Raw genomic sequence first — 24,022 nt, 5'->3', positions numbered from 1 at the left:
AGAATGCGGCATAACTACGTGTTTGTACCGCGCTTGATTTTATCATAGAAGGGGTTGTTCCCTCCGTGAGCTCCGTGGCCTCTGTGAGACACTTCTTCCCTTTCCCGTTCTTCTCCGTGATGATTTTCTTGGGGCCGCATATCATGTAATAGCTTAAGGATATGCGGGTGCAGCGACTGTATGAGCCGCGTGATCCGTGTCAATTCTTTTTTCTTATTCTTCTTCGCGTCTTCGCGCCGTCGCGTGACGTCTTTATTTCCATTATTTTGTTAAGGGGGATGTATCACGCGATGCCGCGATGCTCGCGAAGAATATGGAACCCTCCGTGAGCTCCGTGGCCTCCGCGAGAAACTTCTTCTCTTTCCATTCATTGCCATGAGTATTTCTTGGGGCCGCATATCATGTGATCGCTTAAGGATATGCGGGTGTAGCGACTGTATTGTCCGTGTGATCCGCTCCTTGATTTTTATATTGAAAAGTGCGATAGTATAGGCATGCAAGACTTGGGAAGCATAAACAGCATCCTTCACGAACGAAGGGCCTATATTGCAAGGCAATTTGCGGTAAAGCGTATCGGTGTATTCGGTTCTTTTGTACATGGAGTGCAGCGGTCAGATAGCGATATCGATATTCTCGTAGAATATGAACCTTCCGGTGTTTCATTCGACAACTACATGGACCTCAAATTCTATCTTGAGGACATGCTCGGTATACATGTCGATCTTGTGATCGCTGATGATGTCCGGGATGAGATCAGGGAAGAGATACTGGCGGATGTTCAGTATGTCTGACCGTACACACTCGTTTTTCCTGAAAGATATGCATGCAAGCGCTGAAAAGGTCGTCACCCTTACGAGGGGTAAGACAAAAGAAGAGTTCCTTTCGGATTGGATACTGGTAGAGATGCGGTCGTACGGAACCTTGAAATAATCGGCGAAGCCTCAAAGCGTATTCCGTCCTCGATCAAAGAAGCCCATCCGGAGATCGAGTGGCGAAAGATCGCCGGATTTAGGGATGTCGTTATTCATGACTATTTTAAGATAAATAAGGACATTCTTTGGGATGTATCTGTAAATAAAACGCCCATCCTCGTTGAAATGATAGGGAAGATATTGTCATCGTTGTGACGGGCGTACGAAGTCACTAACCTTGGACTGCGCCTGATATGCAGTCCATATCTACGGTGCACTCCGCGTGATCCGTGTCTAAATTCTTTTCTTCTCCTCCTCTTGAAACGTGCAGAATGTACGCAGGGCGGAGGGCACATGCAATTCGTCTCGAGATAGATATTCGAGAACGATGGCGTCGGAAAAGAAGATTCACCAGGATCAACAGGATGAGCAGGATTACATCGTCAACAAAATCCTGCTAATCCGGCTCATCGTGGTGCTCCCCTTCTTCTCCTGATCATTAAAATAAAAATTATGAAGGGCCGCATATCATGTGTTGTACCGCTAAAAGAATTGACAATATTGAATAACATGGTATATTAGTATGCATAGGAGATGCATATAATGAGAACTACATTAGATTTATCAGATGAATTGATAAAGAAGGTGAAGGTCGCTACCGGCATTAAAAACAAAACAAAATTAATCCATATTGCACTTAATGAATATTTAAGGAAAATAAAGCGTATAAATATTAAAAATAATTATGGGAAAATCATTATTGATCGCGACGTTCTAAAAATGAGAGAAATGTAATAATGTATCTAATTGATACTTCGATATGGATAGATTATTTTCGTGGAAAACTAAATGATATTCTTAGAGAAAGAGTATTCAATTATATAGAAAATGATCTAATCGCATACAGTGGAGTGATTTTGTCGGAATTGCTTATAGGCTGTAAGTCTGAAAAAGAAAAAGTAATTATAAAAGATAACTTTACTGGTTTTCAATATATTGCTTTAAGTCACAATGATTTTGTCGATTTAGCAGAAATTGGTAATATATTATTGAGAAAAGGAATAACAGTTCCATTAACTGATATTATTATATATTACCAAGCAAAATTCAATAAAACAAGGTTATTGACATACGATAAAAACTTTAAATATTTTAATGATAAGAATATAGAAATAATAAGAGCGGTACAACAAGCGAGTGGAGCGGACAAATGAGTACATTTGCCGCTCACTCTTCCGATAGCTTAAGGATATGCAGGTGCAGCGACTGGAAAACGTTCGTGTTTCCTCATCACATCATGATAGTAACACTGCAATATCGATCTTTTTCATCTGTAATAATTTCTCCCATGCGCCGGGCCTCAGCATAAGTTCTTCAATGTTTTCCGGATTGATCTGCCATGAGAGGCCATACTTGTCCTTGCACCATCCGCATACGCTCTCTGCACCCCCATGTGCCGTGATCTTTTCCCAGTAATGATCGATCTCTGCCTGATCTTTACATGATATATTGAAGGATACTGATTCGTTAAAGCTGAACTCATTACCGGCGTTAATAGCTGTAAATTGCTGTCCAAACAGATCAAAATAGATCGCCAATACTTTTCCAGCAAAAGGCTTTTGAAAATCGAGCAGACCATCAGTTGGATAGTATGATCTTGAAATGATCTTTCCGTTAGGGAATAGTGATAGATAAAAATCCACTGCTTCCGCAGCATTCCCATTGAACCATAAATTTGGTGTGATTTTATTCATGGTAACTCCTCCTCCTTTTGACAGTATCAATTATGGATTCCACCCCGGCAGTTTTGCAGCTTGTTGTATCCAGGAAGCCATCATTACACTGTCAATATTATCGTTCTCATAGATATCCAGCCATCTGGCGTTTTTACTGCGATCAGTGAACCCGGGTGGATGTGGATTCAGGGAAACGCCGTTAAAGAACGTTATTTTAACATATTTTGTAAATACATGTATCGTTGCATACCAGCCCTGATCTTCAATGCCGTAAAAAGGCGAATTCCATTTGACGGCATATTTTGTCTCGGGAACTGCCATAGTTATCGATCCATTGATCCTTTCGACGACTTTCTTTTTCCAGCCCGGTATTGCCGCGATATACTTCTTAACAGCCTTTTCTCCCTCTGCTTTTGCGATTTGCGGATTACCCCCGGCCAGGAGCCTTGCTGTTTTTCTTTTTGTACCTTTTGTTTTCTTTTTCACCATATCATTCTCCACTTCATTCACTATAGATACAATATGAATATTTTCCTATAATACAATATGGCGCTTCCTCGAGCATTGAAATCATCGCGGATCGGATCACAGCTCAGTAAAATACCGTCACGGTATGACTTTATATACGGTATGTATATCGATGCGCCTATTGACCGCATTCGACTCATACCCTTGGAAAACGAACGCGTTCTCATATCTGCTTGCGGTCACCTTCCGGTATATTTCCTCTGCCTTGCAGATATGGTCGAGTTTGTATCCATACAATTTCCTGAACCTGTCGTTGTCGATCCGGTAGAGGTCGAACAGATACAGGACATGACCGCCGGAATATATCGATTCGTTCTTTGTATACCAGAATTCCAGCCGGCCGTCCTCGTTGAGATCACGATATTCTATTTTCAGTTTGGCGAATTTCGATACATCGTACAGTACGTCCAGCAGCTGATACTTCTCGTTATATAATGCCAGCACGGTATGCGCGCTGAAGAGCGAACCAAGCGTGTCAAGCACTATCTGTATCCCTTCCGAGCCCCAGCTGAACCTGTTGTTCCCCAGGACGATATGGGTGATATACCGCTTGTCATTCGTGACGATAGTGAAAAAATAGTAATTGTGTATGAACAAATTATCGAACACGGCGCCCTTGCTCGGGTACTTCTCCCACAGTTTCCTGTGCAGCCGCTTCATATTATCCCTGTCGCTGTAATAGTTCGTAATAAAGGCCAGATGATCTCGACATGTATTCCGGCTGACGGCCGTATAATACGACAGGGAATTCGTTGCGACGATATCGAACGTCGAAGGGAACATGCAGGCACACGATATGAGCAGCGAGAGAAGCGCCCGTTCCATGCGTTCCTACCGTACTGCCGGGGGTTTCTTTTTATCCGTTTCCCGCGAACGCTCGCGCTTCTGATACGCCGCCGGAGAGCTGCCGGTGGTCTTCGTGAACACGCGTGTGAAATGATAGCGGTTCTTGAAACCGGCGCGTAATGCCGCTTCCTCGATGGAGTTCGAGAGGAGGTATTCCCTGGCGCGGTCGATGCGTACGCGCGTAAGATAATCGCGGAACGGCATGCGGTGAAGCGTGCGGAACATATGCGTGACATACGATGTGCTCTTCCCGATGAAGCGCGCGGCGCCGCGTATGGATGCGCCCGAACAGGCGTACATATCGATATACCGTTCAAGGAAATACGCCGGGTCGGCATTGGTAAGATCGACGAGGCGGTTGCGCACGATGTTCTCCGCGAACACCGTGACAAGCTTCGCTATCATCTCCAATTTGCTCCGTTCCATGACCGGCATGGCCTGATAGCTTGCCCGAAGAGCATCGATATCGGGGTGTTCGTTGAGGCCGCACTCACGGGCGACGGCATCGAAATCCTTGTCGGTACGGACCTGCCCCAGGTGGAGAAAACCCGCATCGTGCCCGTCGATGGTGAGCGGGAGATACATCTCATGGAGCCCGTTATAGCACTGGTACCACAGGGGCGACATCTGTTCCTTCGCCTTGATGAGAAAATCATTGTTCGACCGTTCGCAGCGTTCCGCGAAACGCCGGCGCGCGATCATGCAGTATTCGCAGTAGAAATCGGACTTGTTCATGACCGCTTTCCAGGAGCCGTCGGCGGTCTGGCAGAAATACCCGGCGCGCAGACCGAAAAGCCTCAGGATGATGTACAGGAGCTCCCGGATCTCCCCTTCATTGATAAGGATATCAACGTGCCGTTTTCCCATGCGTTCAGTGTACACTATCCGGAAGCGGTTTGTCAACCAAGGTTCTCTGCCGAACATGATATACCCGAAACGGCCGGAAAAGTCGGTGAAAAAAAAGACATGGAATCATCCGTATAGTCCATGGCATACGACAGGGGCTATGGGTACCTTACTCACATCTTCATGCAAGGAGCCGACAATGAGCCGTTCACTGGCGCTTGATACCATACACCTGAAACCGGTAGACCGCCTCGCGCATACCGAATACAGCATGGAGTATCACAAGGAGTATGTTACGCGCGTATCGGGCAGATCGGAGAATGACGGCGACCGGGTGCCGCGCTTTTACTCCAATTGGAACATCGATCTCCTCTGGGGTACGAACGACGGCCTTCATGGCAACTGGCTTTCCCGCGGACGGGCGACCGATATGGGCCATGCATCGTATGCCGCGGACGGGAGCGATCAGCATGATCTTCAGCAGAGCCCGTTCGTGAACCCCGAGGACGTCTGGGCGTTCGACCCGGTGAAGGAATACGGTCTTCCCGACTTCAACGCACAGGTGGCCGCGTATCAGAAACTAGCCGACGAACGGCGCGAAAAATTCCCCGAGCAGCTGCATACCGGCGGCTATTATAAGACGATAATCTCCGGCGCGATACAGTCGTTCGGATGGGATGCCCTTCTTCTCGCCGCTTCGGAAGAGGATAAATTCGAAAAGGTGCTCGACGGCTTCTTCCGCTTTACCAAGCATCACATGGATGCGTGGGCGCGTACGGACATCGAAGTGGTTATCCAGCATGACGACTTCGTATGGACGGCCGGCCCGTTCATCGACCCCGCGTTCTACCGCCGCGTGATAATCCCCTACTATAAGAAACTCTGGGAACCGCTCCATGCCGCAGGGAAAAAGGTGCTCTTCTGCTCGGACGGGGATTTCCACATGTTCGCGCATGACATCGCAGCCGCGGGGGCGGACGGCCTTATCTTCGAACCGGTGAACGACTTCGAATACATGGTGAAGAATTTCGGGAACACGCACTGCCTCGTGGGGAGCGCGGTAGACTGCCGCGATATGACGTTCGGCAAATGGGACAAGGTGCGTGCGGATATGGACAAGACGTTCGCGCTCGCCGAGGAATGCAAAGGGCTCATCGTCGCCGTCGGGAATCACATACCGGCGAACATAAGCGACGATATGTGCGATAAGTACATCGAATATTTCCGGGCGAACTGCCGGAGAAAAGTCGCGGCGTAAGAGGGAGTATCGCGCCCTGACTACCGCTTCGCATTGTCCTTGAAGAACTGCACGATGAACGGTATCGCATCCTTGGGCATCTCGTGGCCGCCGTTATGTATATACGTGATGAACGGCGTATCGCCCGCGGACGGATATATCGTGATAAGGTCGTTTGCGCCGGGTTTCCCCTCCGTGCAGCCGTTCAGGTCCCTCACGAATTGCATCATCATTTCCTGCCATGCATACTTCACGAGCGGATCCTTTTTTCCCGCGCAGTGGAACGCGGGCTTGGGCGTAAGGAGCCGCCGCTCGTCCTCACTTCCGAGCAGCGCCGCCATGGGTGCGACAGCGGCGAGAATATCACCGCGGGTCGCCCAAAGGAGATAGGTGAAACCGCCGCCGTTCGAGTGGCCGGTGGCATAGACGCGTTTTTTATCGATGCGGTATTTCTCTTTCAGGAGCGCATACATGGCGTCGAAGAATTTCAGGTCGCGATCGCCCATCGCACCGATGCCGCTTTGCCAGCCGCTTTTCTTCCCTTGGGGGTCGGTCAATTTCCCCGGCGTGTTAAGCCCCTGCGGGTACACGACTATTGCTTCCGGCCAGAGCCGGTGATAGTCGAATGAATTCGCCGCATGCTGCATGGTGCCGCCATGGCCGTGGAAAACGAACACGAGCGGACGATCGCTCGTTCCGGCGTTCACCGGCGTGTACACGAGCGCTTCGCGCGTAACACCATCGACGATGATCTCCCGGCGCACCGGATCATCAACGGCACAGAGCGAAAGCGCCGCGGCAAGCACTGTCAATATCGTTCTCATAATGAACCTCCGCAGGTTCGATAGATTATAGCATATGCGTTGCCTTGCAATACCCCCACCGCGAGTGTATAATCATCTATCATTCTCCGGGAGGCCACAATGGCCAAAGGTTATCTTGCGCTGGTACTGCACGCCCACCTCCCATACGTACGTCACCCCGAGCACGAGGAATTCCTCGAAGAGGACTGGCTCTTCGAAGCGATAACCGAGACCTATATACCGCTCCTCGATATCTACCGCTCCCTCGTCGATGACGGCGTGAAATTCCAGATAACCATGTCGCTCACGCCGCCGCTCATGAACATGCTCGCCAATGAGCTTCTGCAGTACCGCTATGTGCGTCATATCGAAAAGCTCATACGCCTCGCCGAAATGGAATGCGACCGCACCAAACATGAATGGCATTTCAAGCGTACCGCCGAGATGTACCTGAATAAATTCCGGCGCGCACGCGACATCTTCGTCAACCGCTATCACTGCAATCTCAACAACGGTTTCCGCGAATTCCTCGAACGCGGCGTGCTCGATGTGATCACCTGCGGCGGCACGCACGGGTTCTTCCCGCTCATGATGGATCATCCCAAGGCCATCGATGCGCAGCTCAAGGCGGCGGTCGCCACGCATGAGAAACATCTCGGGCAGAAGCCGCAGGGTATATGGCTCGCCGAGTGCGGGTTCTTTCCCGGCCTCGAGAAGCATCTCCATGAGAACGGGATAAAATACTTCTTCGTCGATTCGCACGGCGTTCTGTACGCGGACAAACGTCCGAAATTCGGCGTGTATGCGCCGGTGTTCTGTTCGCGTCAGCACCCGGTGGCCGCCTTCGGCCGCGATATCGAATCGTCAAAGAGCGTGTGGTCGGCTGAAGAAGGCTACCCCGGCGACGCGCGCTACCGCGAATTCTACCGTGATATCGGTTTCGATCTCCCGCTCGACTATATCGGCCCGTTCATCCATGACGGGGGGCTTCGCACGAATACCGGGATCAAGTATCACAAGATAACCGGGCGCAATGTGGACAAGCAGCCGTATGATCATGAGGAAGCCATGTCCGTCGCCGCGGAACATGCGGGCAATTTCATGTTCAACCGTGAGAAGCAGGTCGAGCATCTGGCGGAATTCTTCGACCGTCCGCCGATGATAGTCTCGCCGTACGACGCGGAGCTTTTCGGTCATTGGTGGTATGAAGGCCCGGATTTCATCAATTTCCTTATCCGAAAAACAGCGTTCGACCAGAATACGGTCGAAATGATAACCCCGAGGGAATATCTCAAACGTCATCCGGTCAATCAGGTCACCATGCCGTCGTTCTCAAGCTGGGGCCACAAGGGGTACAGCGAAGTATGGCTTGAGGGTTCCAACGACTGGATATACCGCCACCTGCACAAGGCCGCCGAGCGCATGACGGAACTTGCCGATACCTATTACAGTGAATCGGGGGTCTACGAGGAGGCGCTCGATCAGGCGGCGCGGGAGCTCCTCCTTGCGCAGAGCTCCGACTGGGCGTTCATCATGAAAATGGGGACGACGGTGGAATACGCCGTGCGACGCACCAAGCTCCATCTCAATCGGTTCACCGACCTCTACTACGCGATAAAGAACCGCGACCTCAATACGGAGTGGCTGAAGCAAGTGCAGCACCGCGACGATATCTTCTCTGAGATCGATTTCCGGATATACGCGAACAGGCGGTAACGAACATGCGCGTCTCGATAGAACATCTGCTTGCGCTGTGGGATGCCGAGGACCTGGGCTCGCTCAAGCTCACCATGCTCGTCAATGCGGTCAAGGACTCACAGGTCTATCAGGTGGGGGACGGCGATATACAGCGCCAGACCGCCTGTACGAAGGAGTATCTCCTTAAGCTCAAGGAGAACGCAACGGAAGCGTTCATCGATTACAATGAGAAGCTCATCGCGATATTGAAACGCTGCCACCCGCAGGAGCATCGCGGCATCTACGGGTATGCCTCGCTCGATGCGATAGACCGCATACTCACCGAATACGAGATAATGTCGCCCTACACCAAAAAGGAGCGTACGCTCATCGCGCTTTCCAATGTGGGCGATAAAGCGAACGGCGGCATCGTCGAGGGAATGCCGGTGACGGCGGCGTCGGTGCGCGCGCTCAAACGCACGCTCGGCGGTTCGGTCATGGTGGAATTCCGTCTCTCCGAACGCGGCGTGCTCCTTGTCTGCTCCAATCGCATGGAGGATTCTCGCCTCAAATGGTTCGCGATGAAGGCGATGGAGGCGTTCGACGGTGTGCGCGCACAGGCGGTGGTGAACGCGAAGGCATCCGAAGCGCTCCCGAAGATAGAGGTGCTCAATCTCGTCAATCATTACCGGACATGCCAGCCGCGCGTCGCGGTGATACTGCCCGGCGTGAGCGAGTATGCCGCCAAAGAGGTAATGAATTTTGACCGCTTCGCGAAGATAATAACGCCGGCGGCGACCATCATAGAGAATGAAACATCACGCACGGAATTCCTTGCGCTCATGGCGGATACCTATAAGAGCGGATATTCCGACGCGGTAAAGCCCTATGACCCGACGATAGAAGGGAATCGCATCGAGATGGATGAAACGGAAAAGCGAACATACCTCGATACGCTCAGGAAACTTGATGCGGACTATTCCCATCAGAAGTACATCAATCTGTGCAATGAGCTCATCACCATGTACCGCCAGTACAACACATCGGTGATAAGCGGACAGCTTGAGAAGGTCCGCGAGAAAAAAGAGCTTTCCGAAGGGAAATTCTAGTCCATGAACCGCGTATTATTCCTTCTCGTCATGTCGTGTGCGCTCGCTGCCGAGATAATACGCCCCGACAGCATTCGCGAGGGGATGAAGGGTACGGGATATACCGTCATGCACGGCACGAACATCGAGCGATTCGATGTGACCGTGCTCGGCGTGCTCAAGAAGCATCGCGGACGCGCCGATTCCATCCTTGTCAAGGTCGAGGGACTTTCGCTCGACCGGAGCGGCATCATCGCCGGCATGAGCGGTTCGCCCGTGTACTTCGACGGCAAGCTTGCCGGGGCCGTCGCGTTCGGCTGGGCGTACAACAAGGATGCATCCGGCGGCGTTACGCCGATAGAAGAGATGACGAAGCTCTTCGATCGCCCGACCGGAAGCGGCTTCGGGTATGAGCCGTTCAGAACGACGAATACATCGTCCGCCTACGGTGAAAAACCGGTGTCATCGCCCCTCATGTTATCGGGCTTTTCCCCGGAAGTACTCTCGCTCTATGCGGACTCCTTCCGCGATAAAGGGTTTCTCCCGCTTACCGGCGGCGGCACCGTTCAGGACGACACATCATCGGGACATTTTCTCCCGGGCGATGCCTGCGCGGTGACCCTCATGGAAGGCGATCTCAATGCCGTGGGCGTCGGCACGGTGACCTATTCGGATGAAAAACGTTTTCTCATCTTCGGTCATTCCATGCTCATGAAAGGAGCCCTCAACGTTCCGGTATCGCGCGCTTATATCCACGCGGTCATCCCCTCGCAGCAGATATCGTTCAAGCTCGGCGCAGCGTTCGGCAAACCGCTCGGCATCACCACGTATGACGGCGAATTCGGATTGGCCGGTGCATACGGACGATCGGCATCGCTTCTGGTGCCGGTGACGATATCGGTGGAGAAGGCCGGGCAGAAACGCGTCACCGCGGTGCGCATCGTTCCCGATCCGTCGGTATTCCCCGATTTTGCGGGGTCGGCACTGCTTTCATCGCTCGTCGGCGAAGGGCTCGGGGAATCGGTCACCGTATCGCTTTCACTTTTGCTTGAGACCGATTATAAGCGTACGCTTTGCGTATCGAACCTGTATCTGTCGTACCGATCGCTCGAAGCGTACAAGGCGGCGGTGCAGGATGCGCTCTATCCGGTGCAGCTGTTCATGTTCAACCGCTTCAGACCGCTTTCCGTAAAGCGCCTTGCCATGGACGTATCGATACGCAATGAACTGTCCTTCTCCGCGATCGACGAACTGCGCACCGATGCGTCGGAATATGAGCCCGGCGATACGGTCCGTGTCCGCGTATGGCTTCGCCCGAACGGCGGCGAGCGTGAATTCCGCGATATGACGTTCGTCCTTCCGGATATCATACGGCCGGGTTCGTATACCGTCTATGCCGGCGGCGATATGTCCTTCGAGCAGTTCCAGCGCACCTATTTCCCGCGCCGCTACACGCCGAAGTCCATCGATGAGATGTTCGACATACTCTCGCGTCCCGCCGATGCGCGCGCGCTCAATGTGTGGCTCTTCGCATCGGTGAAGGGCGTGCTCCTTAATGGGAATGAATTCGAACGCCTTCCCTCGTCGTATTACGGGATGCTTTCGCAGGAGCCGACGACGGAAAAGTCGGCGCTCATGAGCTCCATCCGCTCGCGCACGAGCGGCACGAACGTCATACTCGGGAATGAGAGCATTCAGATACGCGTCACAGCCGCGAAGGAATAGCCCCTTTCGCCGGATTCGTTTTCGCGGTATACTCTATCCAATGTCTACTCCCAAGGTGTTTTGCATGAACGCTATCGCCCGACTGACCGTTCGCATGGAGCGCATCCACGGTGCTGCCGCAATCGCCATCGCGCTGCCCTTCATCGTTCTCCTCGGCTATCTCGACCATTTCACCGGGCCGGAATTGGCGTTCTCCCTCTTTTACCTTTTCCCGATACTGTTCATCGTCTTCTCGCGCGGAGGGTTCCTCTTCGCCATAGGTGCGTCATTCGTATGCGCGCTCGCCTGGGGTGTCGCCGATGTTACCAGCGGGCATGTCTATGCCGCCCCGTGGATGCTGTTCTGGAACACCGTCATTCGTCTCGCTTATTTCGTCATCATCTCTGTCATCAGCGCACAATTCAAAGCTGTCCTCATGCGGGAGGCGATGCTTGCGCGTACCGATGAGCTTACGGGCCTTTCGAACATGCGGGTATTCCGCGAAGCGGCCGCCTCCGAGACGGCACGGCTTACCCGCTACGGCCACGCATTCACGTTCGCGTTCATGGACATCGATAATTTCAAGGAAGTCAACGATCGTTTCGGCCATAACCGCGGCGACGATGTGCTCCGCGATGTGGCGCGTATCATGCGTCACGAACTTCGCGTCAACGATATCGCCGCGCGTGCCGGGGGCGATGAGTTCTGCATACTCTTCCCGGAGACGGGCACCGATGTGGCGCTCGCCACGCTCAAAAAGCTTTCAAAGTCGATCATGCGCGTCATACGCGGCAAGCGGTTCCCGGTAACGCTGTCGATCGGCGCGGTGACGTTCGAAAAACCGCCGGCTTCTGTTGACGAAATGCTTCGCCTCGGTGACGGCCTCATGTACACGGTAAAATACGCCGGGAAGAACGACATCGCCTGCCGGACGGTGAAATAGATCGAGGAATGCGCGAGCTGCAATGCACAAGAATGCGCAAGCATGCACAAGTGCTATCGGAGAGAGGGGGACTCGAACCCCCAAGCGATTGCTCGCGCCGGTTTTCGAAACCGGTGCCTTACCAATTAGGCAATCTCTCCCTGCGGCTGTGCCGCATTTGGAACGAGGGGCATTATACCGAATAACCGTGTTTTCGCAAGGCGCTATGTCATTCCGTGTGCGACTTTCCTTTGTGGTAAAATTAACCGCCCGTTCGCTTCACTCACTCAATGAACACGGATGAACGCAGATAAGAAGGGGATTCGGTATTGTTTTTCCGATACTATCTGTGTTTATCCTGGCATTCCCATCATGCGCGATGGAAATTACGGTACGCTGACGGCGTCGTCTTTTTGTGCGCACTGAAACAGCGGGAAAAATAGTACACTGATGAGAAACCGCAGGCCGCGGCGATATCACCGATGGACGTCTTCGTCGATTCGAGCATTTCAGAGGCGTGCGCGAGGCGTGTCGCCGTTATGTATGCCGTGGGTGAAAAACCGGTGGCATTCCTGAACACCGTGTGGAATCTGCTCGGAGAAAGACCGGCGAGCGCTGCAAGGTCCCTGCGTCCGATGTTCTCGTTCCAGTGCATGTCGATATGATCAAGCGCATGGGATATCCTCGAATCGTCACGGGATAACGCATCGTCAAGCGGGTGGACGGCGTGCGGACTTATTATTTCGAGCAGGGAGAAACCAAGCTGCTGCTCGCGGGCCGCGAACGCAAGCCCTTTCTGTTTTGCGTTCCCGATGAGCCCCCTGATGAGGGGGAGCACCTTCTCCGCGGTATCCTTCGGCAGCACCGTCGGGAATCGACATTGCGCGATGACATCCTCTCCGCGCCACCGCCACGAGAGAAGCGCGTATATCGTCGTCATTGGGCCATCGCTCGTTTTTCGGACGCTGTGCGAAACACCCGGTTTAAGCAGAAGCATTTCGTCTGAACGAACATGAAGCGTGCCCTTTTCAAGCGATACCGTCCATTCCCCGCCCATCGGTATCTCGATATGCGCCCAGGGGTATTTCTGCCACGGCCAGGGTGCAAGCGACGAACGCGGTTCCTCCTTTCCCCCGCGGAAGTAGAAGCTCATGGGTGAATTCATCCGGAACTCCAAACGCAGTAATATTGTGCAAATATATAGTATATCCGTGCATTGAATATATCAACCGATATCCGTATTTTTATGCTGTATGATAAGATATCCTGACGGCATACTGATAGATTGTGCAAAAGGAGCATTTGTATGGGAACAACGACAGCTAAAACGCTCATCGACCGCGGGGGCGGGTTGCTCTATGATTCCGTGCTCAATGTCACCTGGCTCGCGGATGCCAATCATGCAAAGACCTCCGGTGCGTCATCGAGCGGGCAGATGTCCTGGGCGGATGCGGCAGCATGGGTAAAAAACCTTGTCTATCATGATACGGTGCGGGGCATCGATATAGCCGGCTGGCGTCTGCCGCGGGTAAGACCCATCGGTGCCGATTTCAACCATCAATTCAGGATGGACGGTACCAGTGATGAGGGATACAACATCAGAAGCCCCCATGCGGAATTTTCCTATATGTACTATTGCAATCTCGGTTTGACCGGATGGTGGACGGTCGACGGCAAACGCCCGCGACGTTTCGGCGTGCTCGGCAGCTGGACGGCGATGTGGAGCGGGGAAGCCGATATCGGTCCGGTGAAGAACCTTCAGTCCTACGGCTACTGGTGCGGCGATCCGTCACTGCACTACCCCTCGCCTGCGGTGTGGGTGTTCACCACATCGGAGGGCAATCAGCGCGACGGCATGCCGCGGCCCAACAGCCGCTATGTATGGCCGGTACATGACGGCGATGTAAGCGCGATGAAGTCCTGAAATACACCGAGGAGCATGACAATGAAAACGGCAATAAAAAAAGGTACGCTTCACGACATGGGCGGCGGACTTCTCTACGATGAGGTACAGGACCTTACCTGGCTCGCGGACGCGAATTATGTTCAGACAAGCGGGTATAAGTCCAACGGCAAGTTAAGCTGGCGCGATGCGAATACCTGGGCGAAGCAGCTTATCTATCATGACCAAGTGCGCATGAAAGATATCAGCGGCTGGCGGCTTCCGCGTGTGGAGCCGGTGGCGGGAAAGGGATTCAACGGACGCTTCAGCTTTGACGGATCTACCGATGAGGGGTACAACAACATCAGTCCCCGCTCGGAACTGGCATATATGTTCCATGTGAACCTCGGACTGAAGGGATATTACTCTGCGGAAGGCAATGATCAATCGACGATATGCGGACCATCCTGCAACGGCAAGCGCGGCTATGTCGTGAACGTCGGCCCCGTGAAGAACCTCATGTCATACATTTATTGGTCGGGGACGGCGGTAGAACCGTACATCGACCGCAATGCATGGATGTTCGATGCGCAGTTCGGTTTTCAGAACTTCTACAATCAGAACGATATGCTCTGTCCCTGGGCAGTACACGACGGCAATGTGTCCGGTGTCACGCCCGATGCGTCGACGGCGGTACGCATCCCGACCGATGGCGGGCTGCCGGTCATCACCATTGTTGCGCCCCCCGAATCCCGACAGGAGCTCGATACGTTCACTGAGATAATGAAAGACAGACGCTGCGAATTCCCGTTCAATAATTCCATCGGCCCCGACGACTACTGGCGCATGTGGGAGGCGATGGAGCATTTCGTGGCATCACCCGACCTTATCGCTTTCTGGACATTCGGCGAGAATAAAGGGGCGCGGCGTTCCATCATTGCAGGCAAGCCGTTCCCGCTTGAGGAGCGCGGCGGAAAGGCGGTGCGTATGCAAAGCGGCCCGTTCTCCGGGTTCTCCGCAGCGTTCGACGGCACCGTATCGCTCTCGCTTGCGCCGGAGAAAGCCGATGAGCTTGCCGCATTCGCACAGAAGGATTCTGCGACGATATTCACCGTGGTGCGATTTGATGGGACGTACACAGATGGTATACTCGCCGGTATGCGCAATGAGAACGACGGCGATGGGTCATGGGGCATGCGCCTTGACGCACCGGCGGATACCCCCATCGGCGAGTGGCTGACGCTCGCGGCGATATGCTCCGGCGGGGCTATCCGCTGTTTCGTGAACGGGAAGGAGACGTCGGCAAAGAGAACACCGCTTTCGGGGAACATATTCAGAGATTCGTTCGTCGTAGGAAAAGGCGCTCCCGAAAATAATTTCAAAGGCAACCTCGGCGGCATTGCAGTGTTTGCGCGTGATCTCAACGCCGCTGAGATAATGGAACTCCACAACGCCGCGAACATACAAATACTGAAATAGGACATCGCATGACGAACACAAAAGCGATTCACATCCCGGCGCATGAAGTGCCGATAGCGCATGACTGCGATCTATGCATCATCGGCGGTAGCGTTACCGGCGTTTTTGCCGCGGTGCGCGCCGCGCGTCTGGGCGCACGCGTTGCTGTCGTTGAACAGCACACCATGCTCGGCGGCATGGCGACCTGTGCGCAGGTGAACGCCTGGCATTCCGTGTACGATGTTCATAAGAACGAAAAGATCATCGGCGGATTGCTTGACGAGGTCATCGCGCGACTTCGCAAGCGCAATGCGATACGCGATATAACCCCGATACATCGCGATCAGTATAATTTCAACTCCGCTGAAATGGCGGTGGAACTTGATGCGCTGCTCATTGAACATTCGGTGCGTGTATTCCTGTCGGCGAAATTCTCCATGCCTGTCATGGACGGCAAGCGCATAACGGCCGTCATCATCGAGGATAAGGGCGGTCGGCGGGCGATCAAGGCGCGCATGTTCATTGATGCATCGGGCGACGGTGACCTCCTCCGTCGTGCGGGCTTTCAGGCGGTAAAGCACGATGTGCTGCAGCCGGTGTCGTATCAATCCCTCGCCTACGGGATAGAGGAAGTGCGAAAACAGAATCCCGGCATCGATCTATGGAAAGAAGTGCGCCCGCTCGTGGAGGAATTCAAATTCCCGGGAAGCAATCCCTGGTTCGGCGTCGTGCCGCAGACATCGGAGATACAGAACATATTCGGACCGCGCTTGAACGGCATCGATGCGAGCGATCCCGACGAGCTTACGAAAGCGCTCATGGAAGGCCGCCGCATCTCACGCGCTTTTCTTGATATGATACGAAAGCGTTTCGGGGAGAGCGCCGCAAAGGTAGTGCTTGTTGCCACCGCGCAGGCCCTCGGCGTCCGCGAGACATGGCATGCAGTATGCCGACATCGCATGACACAGGATGAGCTTCTCTACGGGAAGCGCTTTGATGATGCCATCGGCAATGGAACGTATCCGGTTGATATTCATCACCCCGGCGGGACAAGTCTTCTCTATCTTGACGGCCGCGAGGAAGTGGTACTCCCGATGGGCGGCGTTACGTGGAAGCGCTGGCGGGACGAGAGCGAAGCAACACCAGCCTATTTCCAGATACCGCTTGGATGCCTTGTGCCGGAGGGTGCCGAGAATATTCTTGTTGCAGGACGGCTTATGGATGCCGACCGCGGCGCGTACGGAGCGCTTCGTGTGCAGGTGAACTGCAATCAGACCGGCGAGGCGGCGGGTGTGGCCGCGTGGCAGGCGTTGGACAGCGATGTATCGGTAACGGGGATAGATGCGGGTAAAGTGCGGTCGCTTCTTGCAAAAGGCGGATCGATAATTTTTTAACAGAATAGTGTATACTGATGAAAAACCAGGAGGAGACGCTCATGTTGTCACACGCCATACGATTCCTGCGGGAACGCTTCGGGTTCATCATCATTGCCCTGGCATTCTGCGTTTCCGCTTTCATCGTGTATATCAATCAGAACGATGATGAGGACAGATACTATACGGTGCGTCCGGGCGATTCGCTGGTAGAGATAGCATCGAACCACCAAACGACGGTCGACGCGCTCTGTAATGAGAACTACCCCGATATTACCGAGAAGGATGCCCCGACACCGGGTATGAAAATTCGTTTGCCTCGCTCAGCGAAGTCGCGCACCATAACCGTACGCATCGCGCATTGGCAGCTTGAGCCGGGCTTTCGCGACGGCATCGACCTTATCGCAAAGGAATATCGAAAGCTCCATCCGAACGTTCGGATAATACAGATCGGAGTTCCCTACAATACTTACGGCCAGTGGTTCAGCACGCAGATGGTCGGCGGTGCGCCGCCCGATCTCATACAGATAGGCTATGTGCCGTACAATCTCCTTATCAGCTATTTCATGCGCTATTTCACGCCGCTGACCGAATATATCAATGCACCGAACCCGTACAATGCGGGCAACGAATTCAGGGATCTGTCCCTGCGCGACACCACCAAGGACGGGCTTCGCGCCTGCTACTATCCCGATCTTCAGGAGTACATGACGGTCGGCATTACGATGCATCTGACGCGCATGGTGTACAACAAAACACTGTTGAAGAAATTCACCGGCTCGGATGTTCCGCCGAAGACATTCGGAGAATTCATCGCCGCCTGCGAAATGATAAAAACGAATACATGCGTGCCGATAGCGAATTCGAGCTTTCACATGGCGCATATACTCGAGAATAATTTCTTTCAGCCGATCACGAGCAAGGCGCGCGAGGTCATCGATTTCAATCACGACTGCGGCATCAGCGCCGTTGAGCAGTACATCGGCATGAAGAGCGAGCTTATCACGCTCGATCATCCGTCATACCGCGCAAAATTCGCCATGGTCGCCGCCGTCGGGAGCAACTGTTCGCCGGGTTACACCGGCCTCAATCGCGATGATGCGGTGCTTCTGTTCATCCAGAAGCGCGCGGTGTTCATACCCTCATGGACGGGCGATGTGAACATTCTCGTCGAACAGGGCCGCGATAACGGATTTGAGATAGGCGTCTTCGATTTCCCGTTCCCGGGACAGAACGATATCGCCGCGAACGTTTTCGAGGGCCCCGGCTACGAGAATGCAGTGAGCGGGACGTGGTTCGGCTGCGATACGCCGGACAGCGATCCTGACCGCAAGCGCGCGGCCATCGATTTTCTCCTCTTCCTCCTTGAAAAGAACAACAATATAAAACTCAACAGAATGACCGGCTGGATACCATGCATAAAAGGCGCGCCGGGGGAAGGCATACTTGCGTCCATAACACCGCATGTCGATGGCGTGACGCCGGGCATGAACCTCAATATCGGCGGGGAATCGATAATCAAATGGAGCCAGCTCTATGCGCTTCTGCAGATAGGCGAGCTGTCGTTCGAAAAGCTCCGCGATGAATTCACCCCGTACTATCTTGCCCGGGGATACAAGGATTATCTTTCGGTCACCAAGGATTTTCGGCGGAGCATCTTCAATGACGAGAAGATATCCGGCGCACAGCGTATAAAAATGCTCACGGGTATGCATGCCGGCCGCAATGAGCTCGCAGCGAAATATCGCTATACGCTGCTTCGGGCGGTAACGCGAGAGGTCGATACGAGCTATGAGCGCATGCTTGTGGCGAATGTAGAGAAAGGCGGCACCATAAGGAAGGCGTATGAATACAACGGGCGATAGCACACGCACGCTCCACACATCTCACCTCATCGCTGTATCCTTCGTTTGCTTCAGCATGTTCGCCGCATCGGTCTCTGAGCGGGGAAATGACATCGTTCTCGAGAACGGATCGATAGCCGTGGCAATCGATAAGACACGCGGTGCCGTAACATCGATACGCGGAGCAGCTGAACTTTCCCCCGGCCCAGGTTCTCTTTTCACGCTCACCTTCCTCGACGGCGCTAAAACGCTCACGCTTGAAAGTGCGCAAGCGTCGTGCGCCGCAGCGATGGTAAAAAGCGATCCATCCGTCCGTTTGACCTTTGAATTTTCCGAACCGCAGATCAAAGTGATCTGTACTGCCGGTGTATCGCAGAAGGATACGCTTGTGCGCTGGCATATATCGGCTGCCTTTCCTGAGCCGTACATCCTTACCGAGGTGCGCTATCCTGTCATCGCGCTCGCATCGCCGATGGGTTCATCCCTCGATGACGACAGGTTCATCGCCGCTTCCCCGAAAGGCGGCGTTCGCATGACCGCATCGCTCCCGACGAACGGCCGATGGGAATTCCAGCAGCCGGGAACGCTTGCGGCACAGTTCGGATATTGCTACGACGATGCGGGCGGCATCTACATCGCCGCATACGACGGCGCGGGATATCCGAAGCAGCTTGAGCTCCGTCGTCCCGATCATGCCGAACTTTCATTCAAGCACCTGTGTCATGCACAACACGAGTATTCGCTGCCCTACGATGTCGTAACTTCGGCCATCGCTTCATCCGATTGGCGTGCGGCGGCCGATGTGTACAAGGAATGGGCGCTTTCGCAGCCGTGGTGCGCGACTACGTACGCAAAGCGGACGGATATTCCCGCATGGATGAAAGCGGGTGCTGCGAGCGTGCAATTCGACTGTACCATGGGCGGTCCGAGCAATCGCCCCTGGCTCGCAACGCCTGAGCGTATCGAACAGTGGGTGATGAATTACTGGAAACGCAATTTCCCGGCGGATGTTCCGCTCATCGTCGGCATTTGGGGATGGGAAAAGGTCGCCCCGTGGGTGGGCGGCGGCGATTATTTCCCCGTGTTCCCGTCGAATGATCGATTCGCCCTGCTCGTCTCGAATCTCCGCGCGAATGGCTGTCATGTCGAGATGCGACCGTCGGGGTATAACTGGTCGCTCACGTACCAGAAGCTGCCGGACGGCATGTTCTATTACGACGGCCGGGAGTATTTCAATGCTCACATCAGGCCGCATGCCATTCATGAACTCAACGGCGATCTTCGCGTGCGTACCCCGTCATGGCTCAAGGGCGGCGACGTGGCATCCGTATGCCCCGGAGAAGCATGGACACAGCACTGGTGGAACAACGACGTATGCGCACCGCTTGCGCGGCTTGGCGTGGAAATAATCGAGGTCGATCAGAACGTCGGCGGACGGTTCGCGTTCTGCTATGCGAACGGTCATGCGCACCCATCCGGTCCCGGGAAATGGATGACCGATGTATTCTCAAAACAGCTTCGCTCCATGCAGTCCACGATACGGACGATAGAACCCGGCGTTGTCGTCGGTTTTGAAGAGCCCAATGAGCTTTTCAACGGCATTGCCGGTATTCAGGATTATCGCGACTGCGAATTCCCCAATGAGTGGGCATCGGTGTTCAATTATCTCTATCACGAATACCTCCCGACATTCCAGGCAAGCGCAGGGAATAATATCGTATGGATGGCGCACGGGTTCGCCGACGGGCAGATGCCGCGCATCGGGCCTTCATCAAGATCGCTCACCGGCGACACGCCGACGAATCATACGCTTCTCTCACGATGGGTGGAATTGTATCACGGCGAAGGAAGACCGTATCTTCTTTTCGGGCGCATGCTCCGTAAACCACCGATGAGCTGTGCACAGATAACCGCTGCGAAACGTACCGTGCCGGCACTCATGCACAATGCCTTTCGCTCGCCGGACGGAAGCGAAGCGGTCATCATCGTGAACGCGAGCGAGGAAAAACAGAGCGGCGTACTCACGTGGAAAGGGAAAGAAAGGCGTATCGAACTTGAGCGGGGCGGCGCGGAACTTATCCGGTGAGGATGTCACTGAAAAAAGTGATGATATAATGCAGGGAGATATCATGAAGACAAAAACCGGCTCTATTCTCGTGTTCACTGCATCGTTGTTCTGTACGATATCGCTCCTGTTCGCGCAGGAAAAAGGGGCATCTTCAGGTATCCGCACACCGATACCGATAAAAACGGGGAATCTGTCTGTCGATCTCCTGAAAGCGGCCGCAAGTAATATGCCGCCGCCGGCGACACGCGATTACAAGCAATTCATCGACGAATGCGTGAGCGTGGGCATCAGCAGCGTTGAGGATTATATCACCTGGCTTCCCCTTGAACCGGAACGAGACTCCCTGCAATGGGAATTCTACGACCGCAATGCCCGCGAGCTTCAGGCACGCGGACTTGGATACACCGTGTACCCGTGGCTTCATTTTGTTCCGCCGTGGGTGCTCACGAGCGAGTACTGGTATCCGCTTCTGTGCATGGAGCACGGTGAAAGTACGTTCGCCCCGTCGATATGGGCGCCGTCGACGATAACGCTCTTTGACCGGTTCTATAAAAAGCTTGCGGAGCATTTCGGAAAGCGCATCTCGGCGATATACGTATCGATGGTCTGCGATTACGGCGAGGTCGGCTATCCGATAGGTCTTGCAGACTGGGTCGTCCCGGCAAAACACAAACACGGCGGCTACTGGTGCGGCGATGCACATGCGCGGGAGAGCTTTGCTGCATTCGCGCTTGAACGCTACCGCTCTCTTCCCGCGGTGAATGCCGCATGGGGAACAGAATTCACCGATAAAAAAAAGATCGATCATCCGTTATGGCTTTCCACTGAGGGACCGAAGGCCGACTATCTCGCATCGCTCTCCGTCCCCGAGCGCACACAGGCGCGTACACGCTGGCTCGATTTCTGTTCGTGGTATCTCGGCTCCATGGTCGATTTCGCCGGAAAGGCCACAGCCGTATCACGCACCTATTTCCCCGGAATACCGCATGAGATAAAGGTAGGCTTCGGGAATGAACGCGTGATGTACGGCGCCGATTACACCGGATGTGTCGCACGGTCGAAGACGGCGGGGTTCACGGTACGTTCCACCCATGGAAAACTGCCGCTCTATTTCTACCGGCGATTCTCCACCGCGGCAAAATTCTACGGCACATCGCTTGTGACCGAGCCGCCGTCGGATGTATCGCGCAATGAGGAGATAGAGCGCATCTACAAGGATGCGATCTCCGGCACAAAGGAATTCTTCGACTACAAGGGGAATCTGCTGCGTGCGAAGGATATTTTCGCGCGATACGGTCGGTACATGGAAGGGGAATATTCCTTTACGGACATCGCATTCTTTTTCCCAACTACCGATCACCGGCTTCGCGCGGGGCAGCAGATGCCGGTGCACTTGAAAGCCGCCTGCGATGCGGCCGTCGATCTTTTTGATCACGAGATAGCGGATGAACGTCTTGTAGAGGACGGCGTACTCGCAGCAATGCGTACGCTCATTATCCCTGAGGGAACGGTTTTCGATCCGCATGCCATTGACCGTATCGTCCAATGGGTGAAAGCGGGCGGTGTTCTCATAGCCGCCGACCGTGCTGTCCTGGAAATGGTCGACGGTACGCGCACTCCGGATACGACGCTTTTTCCCCAGCGTGCATCGCTTCCGGCAAGCACCGATATCTGGCCCATTACGGACATCGGTGCGGCCATGGTCGATATCGGAGCGGAACATGATACGCTATGGATATCCGGCGATTGGCACGGACGCGAAAGCGGGCATTGGGAATGGGGCGGAAAACCGGATGCGATAAAGAAGCGATGGACGGGTTCGAACGCACACGTCAAGGTGTTCGTCGATCCAACCCGTGAGAACACTATCGCCATCTCCATCGCGCGGCACCCCGGCAAGCTCTCTTCGCGATGCGAGATATTCATCAACGGTGCTTCCGCTGGCAGCGTATCGAATGAACGGCGATCGATGTTCCGTGCGGCGATCGGGAGCGCAGCCCCGGGAAAAACGACCGCCGATATTGAGATACGGGCTGAAACGTGGGACCCGCGGGAACTCGATGCAGGGTCCAGGGATACCCGAATACTCGGCGTTGCGGTTGATTGGGTGAAATGCTATCCATCGACTCAGGATGAACCGGCAGAGGCCCCACCCCCGTCGATGAAGCGGAAATTCAATGCCGCGCGATCGGCCGCATGCATCGTAGCGATCGGGAAGGGGGCATCGGTGCTGCTCCCGGTCGACGACATAGACCACAAGCAGTTCATCCATGCGGTCAGCGCTGTCGTTCACGGGAAGATAGCACTGCCGATGCGCTATGCCGGTGTGCCCGTAGCGGACGGCATCGATGACGGCGTATGGTGTGCGCTCCTTGCAAAGCGCATCCTTATCTGCAACACCAACAATACCGCCGTGGAAAAACGTTTCCACATAGCGCCCGAAGCGCTGGCACGCGCTGGCGCACAGAAGCCGGAAAAAGCGATGGATATCGATGTCTCAATGCAGCCGCATTCCCTGGCAGCCATTGAACTGCCGGAATGCCGCGTTGTATATCCGTAGCGCTGTTACTATTTTCCCCATTGCGCGTTATACTTGCCGAGAAATGTCATCGAGAGGTATCCCATGCGTCGGTCATTCATTGTTGTTATCGCAGCCTTCGCCGTTATAGCCGCTGTCCCCGATACAGCAAAAAAAGGGGACCCCATGAAGGAAACAGCGCTCTTTAAGGTCGATATCGAGAAGAAAAAGATCATCGATGCCGTGAAGGTGGATGTACTCGGATTGAAATTCATATCGGTGACGAGCGATCAGCCGCTTTATTGGCCTAATGAGGAAGTATTCCTCAAAGTGCTCATGCCGCTCGCAGCGGGCAAAGAGATCGATGTCACGCTCCAGAAAAAGGATGCATCGCCCCGGAAGATAGGGACATTCACGCTCAATGCCGGCGGCGTGTTCGTGAGTTCCATCATGAGCGGAAAGGTAAAACGTATCGAGGGCGGTGAATACACGGTAAAGGTGCGATCATCCGACGGAAAGCTCGAATCGTATACGTCATTCTCCGTCGCAGACGGCGCGCTCGGCGCCTTGTCGTTCGCGCA

General features: G+C 54.0%; 21 protein-coding genes and 1 tRNA gene. 15 read left to right on the top strand and 7 right to left on the bottom strand.

The window, feature by feature from the left end; translation table 11 throughout:
* The first annotated feature begins 494 nt into the window (after window positions 1-494).
* The 3 genes from AABZ39_10540 to AABZ39_10530 all read left to right on the top strand — a co-directional run bounded on the left by AABZ39_10540 (window position 495) and on the right by AABZ39_10530 (window position 2,125).
* Window positions 495-791 (top strand): nucleotidyltransferase family protein, encoded by a 297-nt coding sequence (locus tag AABZ39_10540; GenBank protein MEK6795206.1) that lies wholly within the window; start codon window positions 495-497, stop codon window positions 789-791.
* 96 nt (window positions 792-887) lie between these two features.
* Window positions 888-1,127 carry a HepT-like ribonuclease domain-containing protein gene (locus tag AABZ39_10535; protein ID MEK6795205.1) on the top strand — a complete coding sequence of 80 codons (240 nt, stop codon included), beginning with the start codon at window positions 888-890 and terminating at the stop codon, window positions 1,125-1,127.
* A 581-nt stretch (window positions 1,128-1,708) separates the two neighbouring features.
* Window positions 1,709-2,125: a PIN domain-containing protein gene (locus AABZ39_10530; GenBank protein MEK6795204.1), complete on the top strand. Its 417-nt coding sequence runs from the start codon at window positions 1,709-1,711 to the stop codon at window positions 2,123-2,125.
* Window positions 2,126-2,206: 81 nt separating this feature from the next.
* On the opposite strand, the gene AABZ39_10525 is transcribed toward AABZ39_10530, so the two are convergent.
* The 4 genes from AABZ39_10525 to AABZ39_10510 all read right to left on the bottom strand — a co-directional run bounded on the left by AABZ39_10525 (window position 2,207) and on the right by AABZ39_10510 (window position 4,888).
* Window positions 2,207-2,665 carry a VOC family protein gene (locus AABZ39_10525; protein MEK6795203.1) on the bottom strand — a complete coding sequence of 153 codons (459 nt, stop codon included), beginning with the start codon at window positions 2,663-2,665 and terminating at the stop codon, window positions 2,207-2,209.
* A 30-nt stretch (window positions 2,666-2,695) separates the two neighbouring features.
* Window positions 2,696-3,136: a DUF1801 domain-containing protein gene (locus tag AABZ39_10520; protein ID MEK6795202.1), complete on the bottom strand. Its 441-nt coding sequence runs from the start codon at window positions 3,134-3,136 to the stop codon at window positions 2,696-2,698.
* Between the two features lie 117 nt (window positions 3,137-3,253).
* On the bottom strand, window positions 3,254-4,000 hold the full coding sequence (locus tag AABZ39_10515; GenBank protein ID MEK6795201.1) for a hypothetical protein: 747 nt from the start codon (window positions 3,998-4,000) through the stop codon (window positions 3,254-3,256).
* Between the two features lie 6 nt (window positions 4,001-4,006).
* The gene (locus AABZ39_10510; GenBank protein MEK6795200.1) at window positions 4,007-4,888 is read right to left on the bottom strand and encodes a PocR ligand-binding domain-containing protein; all 882 of its coding nucleotides are present in this window, start codon (window positions 4,886-4,888) and stop codon (window positions 4,007-4,009) included.
* 178 nt (window positions 4,889-5,066) lie between these two features.
* Between AABZ39_10510 and AABZ39_10505 the strand changes: the two genes are divergently transcribed.
* Window positions 5,067-6,125 carry a uroporphyrinogen decarboxylase family protein gene (locus AABZ39_10505; protein ID MEK6795199.1) on the top strand — a complete coding sequence of 353 codons (1,059 nt, stop codon included), beginning with the start codon at window positions 5,067-5,069 and terminating at the stop codon, window positions 6,123-6,125.
* Between the two features lie 20 nt (window positions 6,126-6,145).
* Here the strand turns inward: AABZ39_10505 and AABZ39_10500 are convergent, their stop codons facing one another.
* A complete protein-coding gene (locus AABZ39_10500) occupies window positions 6,146-6,928 on the bottom strand; it encodes an esterase (GenBank protein ID MEK6795198.1) in 783 nt (260 codons plus the stop codon).
* A gap of 99 nt (window positions 6,929-7,027) precedes the next feature.
* Between AABZ39_10500 and AABZ39_10495 the strand changes: the two genes are divergently transcribed.
* The 4 genes from AABZ39_10495 (at window position 7,028) to AABZ39_10480 (ending at window position 12,319) form a co-directional block, all read left to right on the top strand.
* On the top strand, window positions 7,028-8,623 hold the full coding sequence (locus AABZ39_10495) for a 1,4-alpha-glucan branching protein domain-containing protein (GenBank protein MEK6795197.1): 1,596 nt from the start codon (window positions 7,028-7,030) through the stop codon (window positions 8,621-8,623).
* A 5-nt stretch (window positions 8,624-8,628) separates the two neighbouring features.
* Window positions 8,629-9,693: a hypothetical protein gene (locus AABZ39_10490; protein ID MEK6795196.1), complete on the top strand. Its 1,065-nt coding sequence runs from the start codon at window positions 8,629-8,631 to the stop codon at window positions 9,691-9,693.
* A gap of 3 nt (window positions 9,694-9,696) precedes the next feature.
* Window positions 9,697-11,397, top strand: coding sequence for a SpoIVB peptidase S55 domain-containing protein (locus AABZ39_10485; GenBank protein MEK6795195.1), 1,701 nt, complete (start codon window positions 9,697-9,699; stop codon window positions 11,395-11,397).
* 64 nt (window positions 11,398-11,461) lie between these two features.
* Window positions 11,462-12,319, top strand: coding sequence for a GGDEF domain-containing protein (locus AABZ39_10480; GenBank protein ID MEK6795194.1), 858 nt, complete (start codon window positions 11,462-11,464; stop codon window positions 12,317-12,319).
* A 57-nt stretch (window positions 12,320-12,376) separates the two neighbouring features.
* Here the strand turns inward: AABZ39_10480 and AABZ39_10475 are convergent.
* Window positions 12,377-12,459, bottom strand: a tRNA-Ser gene (locus tag AABZ39_10475).
* 209 nt (window positions 12,460-12,668) lie between these two features.
* Window positions 12,669-13,463, bottom strand: coding sequence for an AraC family transcriptional regulator (locus AABZ39_10470; GenBank protein ID MEK6795193.1), 795 nt, complete (start codon window positions 13,461-13,463; stop codon window positions 12,669-12,671).
* Between the two features lie 141 nt (window positions 13,464-13,604).
* Here AABZ39_10470 and AABZ39_10465 point away from each other — a divergent pair, with 141 nt between their 5' ends.
* The 7 genes from AABZ39_10465 to AABZ39_10435 all read left to right on the top strand — a co-directional run.
* Window positions 13,605-14,222, top strand: a complete 618-nt coding sequence (locus tag AABZ39_10465; GenBank protein ID MEK6795192.1) for a hypothetical protein — start codon at window positions 13,605-13,607, stop codon at window positions 14,220-14,222.
* 21 nt (window positions 14,223-14,243) lie between these two features.
* Window positions 14,244-15,659, top strand: coding sequence for a LamG-like jellyroll fold domain-containing protein (locus AABZ39_10460; protein MEK6795191.1), 1,416 nt, complete (start codon window positions 14,244-14,246; stop codon window positions 15,657-15,659).
* Between the two features lie 8 nt (window positions 15,660-15,667).
* Window positions 15,668-17,032: an FAD-dependent oxidoreductase gene (locus tag AABZ39_10455; protein ID MEK6795190.1), complete on the top strand. Its 1,365-nt coding sequence runs from the start codon at window positions 15,668-15,670 to the stop codon at window positions 17,030-17,032.
* A 41-nt stretch (window positions 17,033-17,073) separates the two neighbouring features.
* A complete protein-coding gene (locus AABZ39_10450; GenBank protein ID MEK6795189.1) occupies window positions 17,074-18,876 on the top strand; it encodes an extracellular solute-binding protein in 1,803 nt (600 codons plus the stop codon).
* A complete protein-coding gene (locus tag AABZ39_10445; GenBank protein ID MEK6795188.1) occupies window positions 18,857-20,941 on the top strand; it encodes a DUF6259 domain-containing protein in 2,085 nt (694 codons plus the stop codon). The genes AABZ39_10450 and AABZ39_10445 overlap by 20 nt, the downstream gene beginning before the upstream one ends.
* Window positions 20,942-20,984: 43 nt before the next feature.
* Window positions 20,985-23,483 (top strand): family 14 glycosylhydrolase, encoded by a 2,499-nt coding sequence (locus tag AABZ39_10440; protein ID MEK6795187.1) that lies wholly within the window; start codon window positions 20,985-20,987, stop codon window positions 23,481-23,483.
* Between the two features lie 63 nt (window positions 23,484-23,546).
* Window positions 23,547-24,022 (top strand): hypothetical protein (locus AABZ39_10435; GenBank protein MEK6795186.1); only part of this gene is annotated, 476 nt, incomplete at its 3' end.

This window comes from Spirochaetota bacterium, assembly GCA_038043445.1.
Lineage (GTDB): Bacteria > Spirochaetota > Brachyspiria > Brachyspirales > JACRPF01 > JBBTBY01.
The sequence above is the reverse complement of the archived record's forward strand: the minus strand, read 5'-3'. Positions and strand labels throughout refer to the sequence as shown.